17 protein-coding genes and 1 pseudogene are annotated in these 18,000 nt (G+C 39.1%); 15 read left to right on the top strand and 3 right to left on the bottom strand.

Features of this window, described 5'->3' with window-relative positions; all coding sequences use genetic code 11:
- Window positions 1-131: 131 nt before the first annotated feature.
- The 9 genes from IGK01_RS09360 to IGK01_RS09320 all read left to right on the top strand — a co-directional run bounded on the left by IGK01_RS09360 (window position 132) and on the right by IGK01_RS09320 (window position 6,475).
- Window positions 132-437 (top strand): PspC domain-containing protein, encoded by a 306-nt coding sequence (locus IGK01_RS09360; RefSeq protein ID WP_010734926.1) that lies wholly within the window; start codon window positions 132-134, stop codon window positions 435-437.
- Window positions 437-793, top strand: coding sequence for a phage holin family protein (locus tag IGK01_RS09355; protein ID WP_010734927.1), 357 nt, complete (start codon window positions 437-439; stop codon window positions 791-793). The genes IGK01_RS09360 and IGK01_RS09355 overlap by 1 nt, the downstream gene beginning before the upstream one ends.
- A gap of 229 nt (window positions 794-1,022) precedes the next feature.
- Window positions 1,023-1,961, top strand: a complete 939-nt coding sequence (hprK, locus tag IGK01_RS09350; protein ID WP_010734928.1) for an HPr(Ser) kinase/phosphatase — start codon at window positions 1,023-1,025, stop codon at window positions 1,959-1,961.
- A gap of 14 nt (window positions 1,962-1,975) precedes the next feature.
- Window positions 1,976-2,806 (top strand): prolipoprotein diacylglyceryl transferase, encoded by an 831-nt coding sequence (gene lgt, locus IGK01_RS09345; protein WP_438840691.1) that lies wholly within the window; start codon window positions 1,976-1,978, stop codon window positions 2,804-2,806.
- Window positions 2,807-2,849: 43 nt separating this feature from the next.
- Complete coding sequence (locus IGK01_RS09340; protein WP_226075633.1) at window positions 2,850-3,863, top strand: NAD(P)H-dependent glycerol-3-phosphate dehydrogenase; 1,014 nt, start codon at window positions 2,850-2,852, stop codon at window positions 3,861-3,863.
- A gap of 22 nt (window positions 3,864-3,885) precedes the next feature.
- Window positions 3,886-4,818: a UTP--glucose-1-phosphate uridylyltransferase GalU gene (galU, locus tag IGK01_RS09335; protein ID WP_010734931.1), complete on the top strand. Its 933-nt coding sequence runs from the start codon at window positions 3,886-3,888 to the stop codon at window positions 4,816-4,818.
- A gap of 124 nt (window positions 4,819-4,942) precedes the next feature.
- The gene (locus IGK01_RS09330; protein WP_010734932.1) at window positions 4,943-5,386 is read left to right on the top strand and encodes a DUF948 domain-containing protein; all 444 of its coding nucleotides are present in this window, start codon (window positions 4,943-4,945) and stop codon (window positions 5,384-5,386) included.
- A gap of 2 nt (window positions 5,387-5,388) precedes the next feature.
- Window positions 5,389-5,952: a YtxH domain-containing protein gene (locus IGK01_RS09325; RefSeq protein ID WP_010734933.1), complete on the top strand. Its 564-nt coding sequence runs from the start codon at window positions 5,389-5,391 to the stop codon at window positions 5,950-5,952.
- A gap of 166 nt (window positions 5,953-6,118) precedes the next feature.
- Complete coding sequence (locus IGK01_RS09320; RefSeq protein WP_349519918.1) at window positions 6,119-6,475, top strand: GNAT family N-acetyltransferase; 357 nt, start codon at window positions 6,119-6,121, stop codon at window positions 6,473-6,475.
- A 117-nt stretch (window positions 6,476-6,592) separates the two neighbouring features.
- On the opposite strand, the gene IGK01_RS09315 is transcribed toward IGK01_RS09320, so the two are convergent.
- Complete coding sequence (locus IGK01_RS09315) at window positions 6,593-7,696, bottom strand: aminopeptidase P family protein (RefSeq protein ID WP_224434131.1); 1,104 nt, start codon at window positions 7,694-7,696, stop codon at window positions 6,593-6,595.
- Window positions 7,697-7,909: 213 nt separating this feature from the next.
- Here IGK01_RS09315 and ccpA point away from each other — a divergent pair, with 213 nt between their 5' ends.
- Entirely contained in the window at window positions 7,910-8,911 is a 1,002-nt protein-coding gene (gene ccpA, locus IGK01_RS09310; protein ID WP_023520019.1) for a catabolite control protein A, read from the top strand.
- 226 nt (window positions 8,912-9,137) lie between these two features.
- On the opposite strand, the gene IGK01_RS09305 is transcribed toward ccpA, so the two are convergent.
- A complete protein-coding gene (locus IGK01_RS09305; protein ID WP_065096318.1) occupies window positions 9,138-11,483 on the bottom strand; it encodes a transglycosylase domain-containing protein in 2,346 nt (781 codons plus the stop codon).
- Between the two features lie 261 nt (window positions 11,484-11,744).
- Between IGK01_RS09305 and IGK01_RS09300 the strand changes: the two genes are divergently transcribed.
- The 4 genes and pseudogenes from IGK01_RS09300 (at window position 11,745) to IGK01_RS09285 (ending at window position 15,722) form a co-directional block, all read left to right on the top strand.
- Entirely contained in the window at window positions 11,745-12,644 is a 900-nt protein-coding gene (locus tag IGK01_RS09300; RefSeq protein ID WP_409173500.1) for a deoxyribonuclease IV, read from the top strand.
- Window positions 12,645-12,970: 326 nt separating this feature from the next.
- Window positions 12,971-13,390, top strand: coding sequence for a MerR family transcriptional regulator (locus IGK01_RS09295; protein WP_010734939.1), 420 nt, complete (start codon window positions 12,971-12,973; stop codon window positions 13,388-13,390).
- A 73-nt stretch (window positions 13,391-13,463) separates the two neighbouring features.
- The gene (locus IGK01_RS09290) at window positions 13,464-14,330 is read left to right on the top strand and encodes an aldo/keto reductase (RefSeq protein WP_438840690.1); all 867 of its coding nucleotides are present in this window, start codon (window positions 13,464-13,466) and stop codon (window positions 14,328-14,330) included.
- 94 nt (window positions 14,331-14,424) lie between these two features.
- A pseudogene (locus IGK01_RS09285) lies at window positions 14,425-15,722 on the top strand (MFS transporter).
- A gap of 83 nt (window positions 15,723-15,805) precedes the next feature.
- Here the strand turns inward: IGK01_RS09285 and IGK01_RS09280 are convergent.
- Window positions 15,806-17,368, bottom strand: a complete 1,563-nt coding sequence (locus tag IGK01_RS09280; protein ID WP_438840689.1) for an Nramp family divalent metal transporter — start codon at window positions 17,366-17,368, stop codon at window positions 15,806-15,808.
- 244 nt (window positions 17,369-17,612) lie between these two features.
- On the opposite strand from IGK01_RS09280, the gene IGK01_RS09275 reads away from it, so the two are divergent.
- Window positions 17,613-17,837 carry a YneF family protein gene (locus tag IGK01_RS09275; protein WP_010734944.1) on the top strand — a complete coding sequence of 75 codons (225 nt, stop codon included), beginning with the start codon at window positions 17,613-17,615 and terminating at the stop codon, window positions 17,835-17,837.
- Window positions 17,838-18,000: the final 163 nt, after the last annotated feature.

Below are 18,000 nucleotides of genomic sequence, written 5' to 3'. Positions count from 1 at the left end.
AAGAGGAAGGCGAAGCGAAAATCATACTTATAAGAAACAAACAATAGGTTTATTATTTCAATAAATCTTCCGAAGTAAGATTGTTTTAGCATCTTTCTTCAATTAAAATAGGAGAACAGAGGTGAAAGAAAATGAAAAAAAAGTTGACAAAATCAAATAAAAATATTGTATTGACAGGTACTTTAGCTGGGATTGCTGAATATCTTGGGATTGATCCAACAGTTGTTCGTGTCATTTACGTCTTCTTAAGTTTAGTTGCATTCGGAAGCCCAATTATTTTATACATTCTGTTGGCTTTGCTTGTGCCTTCAGGAAAGAATAATCAACGTCGTTATGGACATGACAACGACTATTATCAAAAAAACAACTACAGAGAACAAACGAATAAACGAAAAGAGGCAGAGAAAATCAACGATGACGAATGGAGTGACTTTTAATGTCTTATCTTCAACGTATTGTTGTTAGTACGCTGACGTTTATCTCTCTGGCAGTTATTTTTCCAAATATGATATTTGTGAATAGTATTTGGACCGCAGTTGTGGCGAGTTTTGTTCTTTCTGTGCTGAATCTATTAGTCAAGCCATTCATTATGTTTTTATCGATCCCCTTTACCTTGTTGACGTTTGGATTATTCACTTTTGTGATCAACGCATTGATTTTACAAATGACCTCCTTCTTTGTCGGAGCAGCTAATTTTAGCTTTTCGTCATTTGGATCAGCTATAATGATTGCAGTGATCATGTCATTCGTAAATATCATCGTTAGCAATCGTAATATGAACAGGAATCGTTAGAAAACAATGCAAAGGACAATAAAGCACAATCAAATAAGTGGAAAGAGGAAGTGGCAATTGTCGCTTCCTCTTCTTATTTCTAAAGAAATGACAGCGATTTCTTGATCGGTGCTTGCCATAAAAAACGAGTGTAATGAAAAGGATATCCCTTGTTTTTTTTATTGGTAGTACTTTTACCGATAGAATGATAAAATAAAAGAGAACAGTTTAATAGAAATGAGGTATACGAATGGCAGAAATGGTAAAAGTTAGCCAATTAGTAGAAAAACTATCATTAGAAATCGTCACTGGTGACGAGCAAAGTTTAAATCGTGTCATCGTAACCGGTGATATCTCCAGACCTGGACTGGAATTGACCGGTTATTTTAATTATTATTCGCATGATCGACTACAGTTATTTGGGAGCAAAGAAATCAGCTTCGCAGAACGGATGATGCCGGAAGAGCGTTTGATGATCATGCGTCGTTTATGCAGTGAAGACATGCCAGCCTTTATCATCTCTAGAGGTTTAGCTGCACCAGAAGAAATGATTCAAGCAGCAAATGAACATGGCATGGCCGTTTTGCGTTCGCCAATCTCAACCTCACGTTTACTTGGTGAGTTATCAAGTTATTTAGATGGACGATTAGCACCTAGGACAAGTGTTCACGGCGTCTTAGTCGATGTCTATGGACTAGGTGTCTTGATCCAAGGAGATAGTGGTATTGGGAAGAGTGAGACAGCGTTAGAACTGATCAAAAGAGGCCATCGATTGATTGCAGATGATCGAGTGGATGTGTATCAACAAGATGAGCTAACTGTTATTGGAGAGCCACCAAAAATCCTTGAACATTTGATTGAGATTCGCGGAATCGGGATCATTGATGTGATGAATCTTTTTGGTGCCAGTGCAGTCAGAGGATCGATGCAAGTCCAATTAGCTGTCTACTTAGAAGCTTGGGCAAAAGAGAAAAAATACGATCGTTTAGGGTCTGAAGATACTTCTGTTGAAATTGCGGAAGTAGGTATCCCCCAAATCAAAATACCTGTGAAAACTGGACGAAATGTCGCGATCATCATTGAAGTTGCTGCGATGAATTTCCGTGCGAAAACGATGGGATTCGATGCAACGAAGACATTTGAAGAAAGATTGAGCCGTTTGATTGAAGAAAATTCAAACGGACAATAGCTAGGAGTGAAAGTATGATTGCACAAATCAATCGGGTCGCTTTTGACCTTTTAGGAGTTCCTATTTACTGGTATGCATTGATCATTGTTTCAGGCATTATCATCGCCATGTGGTTAAGCAGTCGAGAAGCAGTAAGAGTAGGAATGAAAGCAGAAGACGTCACTGACTTTATGTTATGGGGATTACCGCTATCGATCATTGGCGCACGCTTGTATTACATCTTGTTCGATTTACCACAGTATATTGCAAATCCGATCCAAATATTCAATATCCGTTCAGGCGGTCTAGCGATTTATGGTGGTCTGATTGCAGGCGGTATCACATTATATTTTTACACGAAATATCACTTCATTGATGCCTGGACGTTCTTGGACATTGCTGCACCTAGTGTTTTATTAGCACAAGCAATTGGGCGCTGGGGAAATTTCATGAACCATGAAGCATTTGGACCAGATACAACAAGGAGTTTCTTAGAAAGTCTATATTTACCGAATTTTATTATTGATAATATGTATATCGATGGGATCTATCGACAGCCAACTTTCCTTTATGAATCAGTATGGAGCCTTATTGGCGTGATCATCCTCTTATTACTACGGAAGAAAACGCATCTTTTGAAAAAAGGGGAAATCGCACTGCTTTACTTGATATGGTATAGTTTTGGTCGTTTCTTCATCGAAGGAATGAGAACGGATAGTCTTTACTTTTTAGATACGATCCGTGTGTCACAGCTTTTATCTGCTGTGCTATTCATTGGAGCAATCGTTCTATTCATCTGGCGTCGGAAAAAAGGCAACTTACCAGATTACGACCGATCTTTAGGGAAAAATCAATTCATTATCTAAAGTCCAAGTCGAAAAAAATGAAAAAATTTGCAGGAGTGGTAAAATGAAATATAGGGTAGCGGTTTTAGGTGCTGGCTCGTGGGGAACAGCATTAGCACAAGTGCTTGCTGAAAATGGTCATGACGTTCGACTCTGGAGTCACCGTGCCTCACAGGTTAATGAAATCAACCAAAAGCATACCAATGAGCATTATTTACCAAAACACCAATTGCCCAAAACGATCATCGCATACTCGGACATGGCGAAGGCTGTTTCTGATGTAGATGCTGTTTTGTTCGTTGTACCGACTAAGGCGATTCGTTCGGTATGTCAAGAACTCGTTGAGGTCTTGCAAACAAAACCAGTGATCATCCATGCAAGTAAAGGCTTAGAACAAGGAACACACAAGCGGATCTCAGAAGTCCTGGCAGAAGAGATCCCAGCAGAAAAGAGACAAGCAATTGCTGTTTTATCGGGTCCAAGTCATGCAGAAGAAGTGGCTCGTCACGATATTACGACGATCACTGCTGCAAGCACGGAAGCAGATGCTGCTAAATTTGTTCAAACACTATTTTTGAATCATTATTTCCGAATCTATACGAATCCTGATGTTATTGGGGTCGAAATGGGTGCCGCTTTAAAAAACATTATCGCAATCGGTGCAGGTGCAATCCATGGCTTAGGTTTTGGGGATAATGCAAAGGCAGCTATCATGACAAGAGGATTAGCAGAAATCAGCCGCTTAGGTGTTGCTATGGGAGCAAATCCGTTGACCTTCATCGGACTGAGCGGTGTCGGTGATTTAATTGTCACTTGTACAAGTATCCACTCGAGAAATTGGCGTACCGGTAATCTGCTTGGACAAGACCATGAATTAAGCGAAGTCTTGGATAATATGGGCATGGTCGTGGAAGGTGTCCAGACCACACGAGCTGCTAAAGAGTTAGCTGAGACCATGGGGATCGAGATGCCGATCACTCAAACGATTTATGAAGTGCTATATGAGCACAAGAACATAAATGAAGCAGCGACAGAGATCATGTTGCGCGATGGCAAAAAAGAGAATGAATTTCACTAACATTTTTAAGGGAGAGAAAAAAATGAAAGTAAAAAAAGCAGTGATTCCAGCAGCAGGTTTAGGAACAAGATTTTTACCTGCAACAAAAGCGATGGCAAAAGAAATGTTGCCGATCGTTGATAAACCAACGATTCAATTTATCGTAGAAGAAGCGTTAAAATCAGGGATTGAAGATATTTTGATCGTCACAGGGAAAGCAAAACGCCCAATTGAAGATCATTTTGACTCAAATATCGAATTAGAAACGAACTTAGGCGAAAAAGGAAAAACTGAATTACTAAAATTAGTGGAAGAAACAACGGATGTAAACCTTCATTTTATTCGTCAATCGCATCCTAAAGGGTTAGGACACGCTGTGTTGCAAGCAAGAGCATTCATCGGAAATGAACCGTTTGTTGTCATGTTAGGTGATGACATCATGGAAGATGAAATCCCATTGACACAACAACTGATCGACGATTATGAGCGTACACATGCTTCAACGATCGCCGTGATGCAAGTACCTCACAAAGATACATCTAAATATGGGATCATCAATCCAGGAGAAGAACTAGAAGACGGCTTATTCAATGTCAAAGATTTTGTTGAAAAGCCTGAACCAAGTAAAGCACCAAGTGATTTAGCAATTATTGGACGCTATTTATTGACACCCGAAATCTTTGATGTCTTAGCAGAGCAAAAACCAGGTGCAGGTAATGAGATCCAATTGACCGATGCAATCGATACATTGAATAAGACACAACGCGTATTCGCACGTAAATTTACGGGTAAACGTTATGATGTCGGCGACAAATTTGGTTTTATGAAAACAAGTATCGAATATGGATTGACACATCCAGAAGTGGGTGGACCATTAAGAGAATACATTCTATCATTAGGCAAGTCTTTAGCAGCAGAGACGCCTTCATCTTTCAATCAATCAACAGAAACTTCTGAACCAACTAACAAAAAGTAAACAAGCGAGATGCTTCAGCTGCTGATCAAAATGTAGGTAGTTGAAGCTTTTTGCTATTTTTTATTTGTTTAAAAAATATGAAAATGCTATCCTTATAGCAAGAAGAGGAGAAGGAGGCTTGATTATGACAGTTGGAGAAATTGCTGGCTTGATTGCAGCAATTGCTTTTGCAATACTTGTGGTCTTTCTAGTACGTGTATTGATTCGATTAGCAAAAACGATTGAAAAAGCAGAACAAACAGTAACAGAAGCAAACACAACGATTGAAGTCGTTACCAAAGATGTTGATCTTTTATCGAGACAAGTCGAAGGCTTGTTAGTGAAAAGCAACGAATTGTTGAATGATATCAACGGAAAAGTAGCAACGATCGATCCTTTATTTACAGCTGTCGCTGATTTGAGCGAGAGTGTATCAGAATTGAATTCTTCAAGCAAACACATCGTTACAAAAGTTGGTGGCATCGGTAAAACAACAGCAAAAGCAACTGTTGCCAGCAAAGTCGGTGGGACTGCAGTGAAATTCTTTAAACATAAAAAACCAACAACAGATACGACAGGAGGAAAATAATCATGGCAAAAAAAGGTGGATTTTTACTAGGTGCAGTGATTGGTGGTACAGCCGCAGCAGTGGCAGCATTGCTACTTGCACCAAAATCTGGTAAAGAATTACGTGATGAATTAGCAGCACAAGCGGATGATTTTCTAGATATGGCTTCTGATTATACAGAGATGGTAAAAGAAAAATCAACTGAATTGACAAGTATCGCAAAAGACAAAGCGCATGATCTTTCACAACAAGCAGGCGATTTAGCTGGTAATGTCAAACAAACAGTCTCAGACGCAACAGCCGACGCAGGAGACGAATCAGAAGATATTTTAGTGACATTGAAAGAGCAATCAGCTGATTTATCTGATCGTTTCAAAAAATCAGCTGCTGATTTAGGCGACACAGCAGCTGCTGCGAAAGAAGACATCATGATCGACATCAAAGATACAGCAGACCAAGCAGGTAGTACTGTAAAAGAAGGCATTGACGAAGCTAAACCAGTAGCTGAAGATGCAAAAATCTTGTCTGAGATGGCAAAAGAAGATGCAGCTACTGCGAAAGAAGATTTAAAAGATACATTTAAATAAGCAACACTAAAAAGTGAGCAAGAAAAGGCACGATCAGGAAACAACCTGATTCGTGTCCTTTTTTCTCTAATCTTACGTGGAGAGGATATTGTAAATCATTGAGATCAAGAAAAGCGATTCCGAAGAAACAGAAAAGAAAATCATTGGTCTGCTGAACGAACAATATATGCAATCATTTTCTACAAATGAACACTTAACAACTCAAATCATTTCAATCAGTGCATCTAAGGATGAGAAGTGGATCGGTGGCGCAGTAGCATCTTTATTTGGTAATACCTTGCATCTATCATTGCTCGCCGTAGATCAATCGTACCGTCACGAAGGCATCGGATCGCGATTAATAGAAGCGGTTCAACAAACAGCATTGGAAAACCAGTGTTTGTATATGACCGTCAATACGCAAGATTATCAAGCTCGAGAGTTCTACGAAAGGCATGGCTTTGAGGTGTTTGCTTCGGTGGAAAATATGCCTTTTGTTGGCACAACGAAATTCTATTTAAAGCAACAAATAGCAAATGAATAGGTATCGACAACTAACGGATATCAGAAAAAGCAACTAAAAAAATAAGCGATAACCCGAAAATAGTTTCTACTTTGGGGTTATCGCTTATTTACAGGTCAAAACGCTTCTTTCACAACCTTACTCCACTACTAATAATTCTTTTGGTGTTGTTGTAAATGGGATGCAACCGTCACTTGTGACATAGACGCAATCTTCGATTCTTACGCCTACTTGATCAGGGATATAAATACCTGGTTCTAATGAGAAGCACATGCCTTCTTCGATCACTAGATCATTGCCTGCCACTAATGAGGGATATTCATGAACAGTTGTACCAATACCATGACCTAGACGATGATTGAAGTATTCGCCGTAGCCGTAGCTTTCAATGACGTTACGTGCGACTTGATCAAGTTCAGCGGCTGTGACGCCTGGACGAACAGCTTCTTGAGCTGCTAATTGGGCTTCAAGCGTGATTTGGTAGATTTTCTCTTGAAATTCTGTCGGTTTTTGGAAGGCAACTGTTCGTGTCGCATCACTACAATAGCCATCCCATACGACGCCTAGATCGAACAAGACAAGTTCATTTGGTTGGATCGTAGTACTTCCAGGTGTTCCATGAGGGCTTGCTGCATTTGTCCCCGCTAAAACTAGCGTGTCAAAAGACATTTGAGATACCCCTTGTTTTTTTAGTTGATATTCGATTTCAGCAATAATCGCTTGTTCCGTTACGCCTTCTTTGATGGAGCGAAAACCAATTTCAAAAGCTACATCTGCCCATTTTCCTGCCGCAATCAATTGCTCTTTTTCTTTTGTTGTTTTGATCAATTGCAGACGTTGGATGACCGGAGTCAGGTCAGCAAATCGGATGCTGCTTGTCATTTGTAGCGATAATGCGTCAAAGCGATCAACCGTCAATGCATTTTTTTCGATCCCGATCGTTTTTATTTGTGGATAACGGGTGCGGATCTCTTGCCCGATCAATAGCCAAGGATCTTCACTATCAAGATAACCACGGACATCATAGGCCCAAGGACTATTTTGTGCATCTTCTACTTCTAACGCTGGTGTAAACAAGAAAGGATCTTGGTCAAGTGGAAGAAATAGAGCTAGTACACGTTCGTGGGGTTCACTTTCATAACCAGCAAAATAGGCGATATGACCTGGATCACTGATATAAGCAAGGTCGATTTCTTTTTGAGCCATCCATTGGCGTAATTCATTGATTTTTTCAAGATTCATTTGGACATCCTTCTTTCGCATTTATGGCATGTTTCGATAATTCATTGTACCACTCTTGTAAAAAAAGACCAATTGACTAAAAGTGAAAAAGGTGATTTTTTTCATGAAAACGCTAGTAAAACGGTTGCAATTTCTGTCAATCTTTGATATCCTGTTTTAGAAATGTAAATCGTATTTTCAGAAAAGATATAAAAACAGAATAGGAGAACAACGATGGAAAAACAAACTATCACTATTTATGACGTAGCGAGAGAGGCAAATGTTTCTATGGCTACTGTTTCACGTGTTGTCAATGGGAATCCAAATGTAAAACCAGCTACAAGAAAAAAAGTATTGGAAGTCATTGACCGCTTAGATTATCGCCCAAATGCTGTAGCTCGTGGTCTTGCAAGTAAAAAAACAACGACGGTTGGGGTCATCATCCCAGATGTCAGCAATATGTTCTTTGCTTCATTAGCACGTGGGATCGATGATGTGGCAACGATGTACAAATATAATATCATTTTGGCAAATTCAGACGGAAATGACCAAAAAGAAGTCAACGTACTGAACAATCTTTTAGCCAAACAAGTTGACGGTGTGATTTTCATGGGGCATCATATCACAGATGAAATCCGTGGCGAATTCTCACGTTCAAAAACTCCAGTTGTTTTAGCTGGTTCGATCGATCCAGACGAACAAGTAGGAAGTGTCAATATCGACTATACTTCAGCGACAAAAGATGCAGTAACTAAATTAGCTAAAAACGGCAATAAAAAAATTGCCTTTGTAAGTGGTGCATTGATTGACCCGATCAATGGCCAAAACCGTTTGAAAGGCTACAAAGAAGCGTTGAAAGAAAACGGGCTGACTTATAGTGAAGGTTTGATCTTTGAATCAAGCTATAATTTTAGAGATGGCTTGTCATTAGTAGAACGTATCCACAATAGTGGAGCAACTGCTGTTTATGTAACGGATGATGAACTAGCAATCGGTATTTTAGATGGCTTGATTGACCGTGGTGTCAAAGTACCAGAAGAATTTGAGATCATCACAAGCAACAATTCTTTATTGACTGAAGTTGCTCGACCACGCTTGACAAGTATTACGCAACCATTATATGACTTAGGTGCGGTATCAATGCGTCTATTGACAAAAATGATGAACAAAGAAGAAGTAGAAGAAAAAACAATCATCTTACCATATGGAATTGAAGAAAAAGGTTCAACGAAATAAATCGATTGAGATAAACATCAAGCGATTGATCAAATAAAACGATAATTAAAAGTAGCTGAAATGACAAAGAATAGTCGTTTCAGCTACTTTTTTATGGAAATAACAGGGGCAAAGCTTCACCAAAGATAAGTAAAAACGAATAAAAAATGAGCCGGATCTTGATATCATTTATCAAGATCTGACTCGTTTTTTTTTTGAGAAAGAGTAGTGGACTCAAATTGTTTTTTTAATCGTCGTCTTTGTCATCCTCTTTGTTCTGTGGATTTTCACGTTCGAATGTTCCGACAGTATTCCAGTAATCTTTGTAATTTTCATCTGTTCCACCTACACCAAATTTGAAGGTGCTTTTCTCAGGACCATTTTTTGCCCAAAGTGACTCGACAGTTTTGCTAGGTGTATTGATCGATCTTCGGTCAACGGTCACTTTTCCAGGTAATTGTCCTGTGAAGGCAGAAACGTCTTCTTTCTTCACATCAGAAGCAAGTGTGAATTTCTGATCGGTACCAAAAATCGTTGGGTTTACTTGATACACTTGATTGATTAAATTCGCTAAATATTTGGATGAACGCAATCTTGCTTGGGCATCCATTCCGGTATTATCATCGTGTCCTGCCCAACTACTGATCGTGACAGAGGGTGTGGAGACAACTAACCATGAATCTCGGTAATCATTCGTTGAACCAGTTTTACCGATCCAGTCCGCTTGACCTAAGCTGCCATTGAGACTAGTGATATCATCTTTGAATGGTGTGGTGATCTTTTCATTGATAACGCTACGCAACATATCATTGACGATCGAAGCTGCGGCTTCGGAAAAGACGCGCACTGGTTTAACTTCGTGTTGATAAATGACATTCCCCTCGTTGTCAGTGATTGCATCAATGATATACGCTTGCTGGAATTCGCCATTATTTGCTAATGCCTGGAAGCCATTGGTTTGTTGAAGAGTGGTGACATCGACTGTTCCCAGTGGTGCCGATTCAACGCCCCAGTTGGCATTTGCGGGATAGTTCATTTTTGATAGATACGTTTCGTAGGCGTATTGTTTTGAGCCGCCATTGTTCAAAACATCTTGATATAAATGGTAAGCAGGGATATTGTTCGACCATTCCAATGATTCACGAACCGTTTGGAAGGTATTTGATCCTTTATTCGTCGCATTGACGATGTCTTCTCCCGCATTTGAGCCTTCTTGCCAAGTAGTTGCATAGTCAGAAACACGTGATTCTGAACCAACTAAGCCCATATCGATCGCTGGACCATAAACCAACATCGGCTTGATCGATGACCCGGCTTGTCTTTGAGTATCAAAGGCATGATTATTTTGGTTCAGCGCATAATTACGACCACCGACAAATCCATAAACTCGACCGGTTTTATTATCCATCAGAACGTTACCAGTCTCAACAGGTGTGCCTTTTCCGTCATCAAGTAAGTAACCATAATTGGCAACACCTGCTTGCATCGCATCATAGATGCCTTTATCGATCGTTGAATGAATCGTGTACCCTTGATTTTGGATCGTTTGTTCTGCACGTTGATAGTAGGCATTGTAGACGTCTGTATCGGATAGATCTGCGTTATCTTTTTCTCCCAATTGTCTAGCAATGATATCGGTCGCGGCATTCATGACCGTGTAATATAAGAAGTCACGGTCAGTTTGTTCTGCCACTTGTTGACCTAAGAAATCTTTTGTTAAGTCATAGGCTTTTGCTTCTTCATATTGCTCTTTTGTGATTTGGTGTTCACGGTACATGCTAAATAGCACGATGTCTTTTCTTTCTAAGCCGGCAGTAAGGTCTTCTTTCAATGCACCTGTATTGGTATAAGGGCTATAAGTGATCGGACTTTGTGGTAAACCTGCGATAAATGCCGCTTGTGGTAAGGATAAATCGCTCGCATTGACTCCGAAGATCCCTTGCGCAGCTTCTTGGACACCGGCAATATTTTGGCCTTTATTGTTTCTTCCGAAAGGTGAAACATTCAAATAAGTGGAGATGATTTCGTCTTTTGTAAAATGTTTCTCGACTTGAGCAGCCAATAAGATCTCATTTGCTTTACGTTTAAAGGTTGTTTCATCGGTCAAAATCTGTTGCTTGACTAACTGCTGGGTCAGTGTTGATCCTCCAGATGAGCCGATCCCGGTTGCTTCAGAGAAAAGTGCTCGGATCACCGCTTTAGGAACATAGCCTTTATGTTCTTCAAAATATTCATCCTCTGTGCTGATGATCGCAGATTTTAAATAAGGCGACATTTGATCTGAAGGGACGGTTGTCCGCATCAAATCAGTTTGGATCGTCGAGATCTCTGTATTATCGGCATAAACAAGTTTTGATGTTTCGGTTATATTGCCTAACTCAGATTGTAACTCAGATTTGGAAGGTAGCTTTGTATCTTCAACTAGATACGCAAAATAGCCGGCACCGACTCCCACACCTAATGCAGCGAATAGAATGATAAGAACCATGATAAAAACGGTTAATGATTGAAAAACGCGAAAAATGACCTTAGGAACAAACCACTTTTCTTTTGTTCGTCGTGCTTGTTTTCTTCGTGTATTATTACGTGGCAAAGGTTTCACCTCAACTAATGGTTTTATTTCGCTAATTATAGCAAATAATAGAACAAAAAAACAGACATGGCTTTTTTTGTGTCTTATTTGACCTTTGGTTTTGAGAAAACATTAAAAATTCTTCTAGTTATTTTGTATCTGCTCGGATCATTGGACAGATTTCAAACTTTTCTTTCAAATTCGTTTCAGTTAAGATAAAAGGAGAGTGAACAAATCCATTCACTGAGTGACTAGCCGAGAGGGCTTTATAGGAGGAGTAAGATGTTATTAGGTTCACATGTCAGTATGAGCGGTAAAAAGATGTTACTAGGTGCAGCAGAAGAAGCAGCCAGCTATGGTGCTTCTACTTTTATGATCTATACAGGCGCACCACAAAATACCCGTAGAAAACCAATTGAAGAAATGAATATTGAAGCTGGAAAACAATATATGGAAGAAAATGGATTGAAGAATATAGTGGTCCATGCACCGTATATCATTAATTTAGGAAATACAACGAAACCAGAGATGTTTCCTTTTGCTGTACAGTTTTTAAGAGAAGAAATCGTTCGAGCGGAAGCATTAGGAGCAACTCAGATCACATTGCATCCAGGCGCACATGTCGGTGCTGGAGCAGAGGCAGGGATTGCAAGGATCATTGAAGGGCTAAATGAAGTCTTGACGAAAGAACAGACCGCACAAATCGCCTTAGAGACAATGGCAGGAAAAGGTACAGAGATCGGCAGAACGTTCGAAGAGTTGGCACAGATCATTGATGGAGTGACATTGAATGAAAAGCTATCAGTCACCTTTGACACGTGCCACACGAGTGATGCCGGCTATGATGTAGCGAATGATTTTTATGGCGTTATTGAAACGTTTGATAAAGTGATTGGTTTAGATCGCTTAAAAGTACTACACATCAATGATTCAAAAAATCCACAAGGTTCACATAAAGACCGCCACGCCAATATCGGCTTTGGTACGATCGGTTTTGATGCATTGAATAAAATCGTCCATGAACCAATGTTCAAAGATGTTTCAAAGATTCTTGAAACACCATATGTCGGAAAAGATAAAAAATTAGCTTATGCCCCTTATGGGAAAGAAATCGCGATGTTCAAAGCTGAAACCTTCAACCCAGAAGTATTCCCAGAATTATTAGCAGATGTAGAAGGCTAAGTAAGTCATATTCTTTATTAAATAAATTGATTTTTAGGATCGAATGACATGAGGTCGGGACAGAAGTGTTCAGCCTCGAGAAATAAGGCACCATCCACGAAAATTGTTCTTCAAATTTTTGTGGATGGTGCCTTATTTTTTGAAGAAGTTGCTTCTCTTCTCGTTGTTAACTTGATTTTAAATTAAAAAGATAAGGTTATGTTTATTTTGAAAGAAACGGATGATAAAAGAAAACCAATCAAATAAAGAAAATTTGTTGATTATCATTTGCCTTGGAGTTGACTTTAGGGTTTATGATAACCTATATAAAAGTGGAGGGTGATGGAATGAATATAAAAAAAGCAGCTGACATGTTTGATTTGAGTGTGGATACACTCCGTTACTATGAACGTGTAGGAGTCATCCCGCCGGTTAGTCGTAATGAGAGTGGGTATCGGGATTACACAACAAATGACCTAAATTGGATTTATTTAGCAAAAAATTTACGTAACGCGGGTTTGTCTGTAGAATCTCTCATTGAATTTGCTCACTTGGCTCAATTACGCGAAGCACAAAACGTGGAAAAAGCGCAAAAGCAGATTTTAGTTGATCAGTTAGAAGAACTAGATAGAAAACTAGAGGAGATGCAGGAAGTGAGAGAATTGCTGGTTTATAAGATCGAAACGTATGATGAACATATTGCGAAGTTCAAGGCTGGGGAAATGACTCCAGATAAAGTCGAAAAATTATGGGAACGAAAAAAGTAAAAATTTTTTCTTGCTATGGATCTAACTTCAAGGTTTAGGATAGAAAAGGTAAAGAAGAAAAGGAGGAAATAACATGAACACAATAAAATTGAACAATGGTGTAGAGATGCCTCAACTAGGATTTGGGGTTTATCAAATTCCACTAGAAGAAACAGCAGAAGCGGTTTATCAAGCCATCAATGCAGGATATCGTTTGATCGACACAGCATTTATTTACGGAAATGAAAAAGAAACTGGTGAAGGAATCCGACGTGCGATCGCCGAAGGAAGTGTAAAGCGTGAAGAACTTTTTGTCACTTCTAAATTATTTATTCTACAAACTCCAGAAGAAAAAGCAACTGAAACGATCGAACATTCTCTGGGGGCAATGGGGTTAGAGTATCTTGATTTATATCTAATTCATCAACCCTATGGAGATATCTATGGCGCATGGCGTGCAATGGTTGCTGCTCAAAAAGCAGAGAAATTACGTGCAATTGGGATTTCCAATTTCAAATCGGCTAAAATGATCGAATTTGTTGGTTTGAATGATGTGAAACCTCAAATCAATCAAATAGAAGTAAATCCTTGGAACCAACGTGTAGAAGATCAAGAATGGCATGAAAAATATGGCGTACAAATCGAAGCTTGGGCACCATTTGCTGAAGGTCGTCACGAGTTGTTCACAAATCCTGAATTAGCAGAAATCGGTAAAAAATATGATAAAACAGTCGGACAAGTTGTTCTTCGTTGGTTGATGCAAAGAGGGATCGTTGCTCTAGCAAAATCTGTTCGACCAGAGAGAATGGCTGAAAATATTGATATCTTTGATTTTGAACTTTCGAATGAAGATGTTGAAAAAATAGCCGCTTTAGATATGAAAGAGTCTGCCTTCTTTGACCATGATGCACCACAACAAGTGGAATGGTTTATGGAGAGAATGTTGGCTACAGAAAAATGATAGAAAACTATTGATCTGTGAAAAGGATAAAAGTTTAAAAGAATCGAATGTGAAAGGACGAAATAATAAAAGCAATAGAAAGAAGTTAGGAAATTTGAAGAGAGAAAAATTTGGTGTCATTTTACCAATTACTTTATTATCCTATTTTTTGATTTTAATGGATAATTCTATTATTTTTACAAGTTCTATGAAGATAGGAGAAAGTTTAGGTTTATCTGCAAGAGCACTTTCATGGGTATCAAGTGCATATACGCTTACTTTTGGTGGTTTTTTACTATTAAGTGGTCGCCTTTCTGATTTATTTGGAAGAAAAAAGATTTTTTTAGTTGGTTTATTTATTTTGGGATAAGTTCACTGCTTATTGGATTATCACAAACAGCAGGAACGTTGATCATGATGCGTGGTGTCCAAGGAGTAGGTAGTTCCATTATTGCTCCGACATCTTTAGCACTGCTCATGGATGCTTATCAAAATAATATGAGGCAACGTGCGATCTCTTATTATGGAGCAACGGCGGGAATTGGTTCAAGTATTGGTTTGTTAGTTGGTGGGGGACTGACTAGCTTGATTTCTTGGCGCGCTGGTTTCTTAATAAATGTGCCATTTACTCTTTTGTTAGTGGTTTTAACATTGAAATATGTGAGACCTTCGGAACGTCGAAGGGAACGTATTGATTATTTAGGAAGTTTATTATCGATCCTCGGATTGATAGGAATCATCTACGGTCTTACTGAAGTAAAAAGCAACTTTTTATTCATAGGTATCATGTTTTTAGGTTTGTTTATTTTATGGGAGCGAAGGACTTCTTCGCCAATGCTTCCCCTCGAACTTTTTAAAAATAAGATACGTTCTGGTGCCTATGCTACTCGTCTCTTATTTATGATGGCGATGCTGCCATTTTGGTTCTTTTTACCTCAAATGATGCAAAGTCAATATGGATTCTCAGCGTTACAATCAGGATTTGCTTTTCTACCACTAACGATAGTTAATTTTATTATTGCGATGCAGTTGCCGAGAATGACTGCACGATTTGGAAATAATAGGATATTGTTTGTTGGAGAAATAATACTAGCAATAGGGTTGATTTTACTGGCGGTTTCGAACCCGTTTAATGGTTATTGGCAAACGATCTTTGTTCCTATGATGATCCTTGGATTAGGACAAGGAATGATTTTAGCGCCAGTGACATCTGCTGGTATCCATGAAGCACCTGACGAATTAGCAGGTATCGCAAGTGGTTTGACGAATACCATGCACCAAATTGGTGGACCAATTGGTTTGTCATTGATTGTCTCGACTACTACTAATTTTCAAACTGAGATCTGGTGGATGGTTGCTTTTACAATCATAGCTATTGCCGTGGTAGCTATTTATCTTCATGATGAAAAATAGAACTTTCTAATTTAGTAACCACAAAAAAGAAGCATAGGTCAAAACCTATGCTTCTTTTTTTCCTGCTTAGAGGGGGGAATGGCTCACGACAACTCTTGTAAACGTTGTTCATAGCGTTTATTTCCCTTGTAAAGATCAACGATCGTCCAAGCGAGTAAGGCGAGAACTGCAACGATGATGATGTAAGCGATCCGATCAGCAAGGGCGATTGACGCAGTAGAAGCTTGATCGCCGAAGAAAGCTTCGATTTGTCCAGGGAGTCCGCGCAAGTTTAAATACGTCAAACTGATGACAGAAAACCAACCAAGTATTTTGACGATCAGTGAATTTTTGAAACGGGCGCCCATTTCTGCTTGGCTGTTGGTCATCATCAATAAAGGAATCATTGAAAAAGGTAAGGCAAAAGCTAAGAATACTTGGGACTCATTCATTAGATTATTAAGTGCTGTATGTTCTTCGATCGTGCCTTTGGAGCTAGTGAACAAGACACAAAGTAGTACTGGAATGACGGACAATAGTCGAGTGACTAAACGGCGTAACCAGATCGGCATGCGCATATGGATAAAGCCTTCCATAATGACTTGTCCAGTCAATGTACCGGTAATCGTTGAATTTTGACCAGAAGCAAGCAGTGCTACTGCAAATAAGGTTGATAAAATGCCTGATTGTGCTACGGCGATCAAGACGCCGTTACTCATCGCAGATGGATCGGAAAGTGCTTCATATAAACCAAAGAAAGAGGGATCTTGAACTGCACCAGTTTTAAAGACGGCAACCCCCATGATCAATAGAAGTGCATTGACAACGAAAGCCATCGTTAATTGAATATTGGAATCCCATGTTGAGAAACGAACCGCTCTTGCAATATCTTCTGGATCTTTTCGATCGATCTCGCGGGTTTGGGAAACAGCAGAGTGCAAATAGAGATTGTGAGGCATCACAGTTGCACCAATGATCCCTAAAGCTCCAGTCAATGGGGTCTCTCCACCGATTTTTGGTTCTTCAGCAAATGTTTGGCTATTAGGAATAAAGCCTTTGAATAGACTGCTCCAATCAGGGTTTGAAAGCGCCACTTGGTAGACAAAGACAAATAGGATAACGAAAATCAAACAGACGACTAACGCTTCGATTTTACGAAAACCGATCTTTGTCAAAAGAAGCAAGACAAAGACATCCAAGACGGTAATAAAGACAGCAATTGCCAAAGGAATATCAAATAATAAATATAAAGCGATCGCTGCACCAATGACTTCAGCGATATCTGTCGCCATGATCGCTAATTCGGTCAAGATCCAAAGAATGACCCCTAGCGTTTTACTCGTACGAGCACGAATCGCCTGTGCCAGATCCATTTGGCTGACGATCCCAAGTTTGGCCGCCATATATTGTAGTAACATAGCAATCAAGCTGGACATCAGAATAACTGACATCAATAAGTATTGGAAATTTTGGCCACCGGTGATCGATGTTGACCAATTACCTGGGTCCATATAGCCGACTGCTACGAGTGCACCAGGTCCGGAATAGGCAAGTAAGGTGCGGAAGAAACTTTTTCCTTTTGGTACTTTAACCGTACCGTTTACTTCTGAAAGGGATAACCCATTAGTGTGTTCAATCCATTTATGTTTATTCTCGTGATTATTCAAATGAAAACCACCCTTCTATTTCTTTTCGAATTCATTCTACACCCAGAGACGAAAAAATAAAAGAAAAAAATTCGGCTAACCTAAAAATTAAATGTGGCTCACTTTCTAAATAGGTATTTTTGTATAATCATGAAATAAAAATGACTTTTTTTACATATTCTTAAGAAAACGCCTTTCTTTTTTTTGTAAGTTTTAGTAAAATGAATCATTGAGAGCAATTAGGAAAAGGAAAGGAGAGATTTACATGGTATCAAACGGAATCGTTGTACTTATTGCAGTTATTGCATTGTTAATCGGCGCAGTCGGTGGATTCTTTCTTGCGCGTAAATATATGAAAGATTACTTAGAAAAAAATCCTCCCGTTAATGAGGAAATGTTAAGATCAATGATGATGTCTATGGGGCAAAAACCATCTGAAAAGAAAATTCGTCAGATGATGCAACAGATGAAGAACCAAGGGAAGAAGTAGGTTCTTATTCGACAACATCAAAAAGCGGGCTGATTGATTTCAGCTCGCTTTTTTCTTTTTCTCCATTTGAGAAAAGCGCATTCATGCCGATCAATGATTATTTTTTATAAATTGTATGACGATCATATTTTTTCGATTGTGATCAACGATATCTGAGGATGCA

This window comes from Enterococcus sp. AZ080 (genome assembly GCF_051714945.1).
Lineage (GTDB): Bacteria > Bacillota > Bacilli > Lactobacillales > Enterococcaceae > Enterococcus_B > Enterococcus_B pernyi.
The sequence above is the reverse complement of the archived record's forward strand: the minus strand, read 5'-3'. Positions and strand labels throughout refer to the sequence as shown.

What these genes read in the sequence shown, in the direction of transcription:
- IGK01_RS09360 (WP_010734926.1), top strand. Translation starts at nt 132, where the DNA reads ATGAAAAAAAAGTTGACAAAATCAAATAAAAATATTGTATTGACAGGT.
- IGK01_RS09355 (WP_010734927.1), top strand. Translation starts at nt 437, where the DNA reads ATGTCTTATCTTCAACGTATTGTTGTTAGTACGCTGACGTTTATCTCT.
- hprK (WP_010734928.1), top strand. Translation starts at nt 1,023, where the DNA reads ATGGCAGAAATGGTAAAAGTTAGCCAATTAGTAGAAAAACTATCATTA.
- lgt (WP_438840691.1), top strand. Translation starts at nt 1,976, where the DNA reads ATGATTGCACAAATCAATCGGGTCGCTTTTGACCTTTTAGGAGTTCCT.
- IGK01_RS09340 (WP_226075633.1), top strand. Translation starts at nt 2,850, where the DNA reads ATGAAATATAGGGTAGCGGTTTTAGGTGCTGGCTCGTGGGGAACAGCA.
- galU (WP_010734931.1), top strand. Translation starts at nt 3,886, where the DNA reads ATGAAAGTAAAAAAAGCAGTGATTCCAGCAGCAGGTTTAGGAACAAGA.
- IGK01_RS09330 (WP_010734932.1), top strand. Translation starts at nt 4,943, where the DNA reads ATGACAGTTGGAGAAATTGCTGGCTTGATTGCAGCAATTGCTTTTGCA.
- IGK01_RS09325 (WP_010734933.1), top strand. Translation starts at nt 5,389, where the DNA reads ATGGCAAAAAAAGGTGGATTTTTACTAGGTGCAGTGATTGGTGGTACA.
- IGK01_RS09320 (WP_349519918.1), top strand. Translation starts at nt 6,119, where the DNA reads ATGCAATCATTTTCTACAAATGAACACTTAACAACTCAAATCATTTCA.
- IGK01_RS09315 (WP_224434131.1), bottom strand. Translation starts at nt 7,696, where the DNA reads ATGAATCTTGAAAAAATCAATGAATTACGCCAATGGATGGCTCAAAAA.
- ccpA (WP_023520019.1), top strand. Translation starts at nt 7,910, where the DNA reads ATGGAAAAACAAACTATCACTATTTATGACGTAGCGAGAGAGGCAAAT.
- IGK01_RS09300 (WP_409173500.1), top strand. Translation starts at nt 11,745, where the DNA reads ATGTTATTAGGTTCACATGTCAGTATGAGCGGTAAAAAGATGTTACTA.
- IGK01_RS09295 (WP_010734939.1), top strand. Translation starts at nt 12,971, where the DNA reads ATGAATATAAAAAAAGCAGCTGACATGTTTGATTTGAGTGTGGATACA.
- IGK01_RS09290 (WP_438840690.1), top strand. Translation starts at nt 13,464, where the DNA reads ATGAACACAATAAAATTGAACAATGGTGTAGAGATGCCTCAACTAGGA.
- IGK01_RS09275 (WP_010734944.1), top strand. Translation starts at nt 17,613, where the DNA reads ATGGTATCAAACGGAATCGTTGTACTTATTGCAGTTATTGCATTGTTA.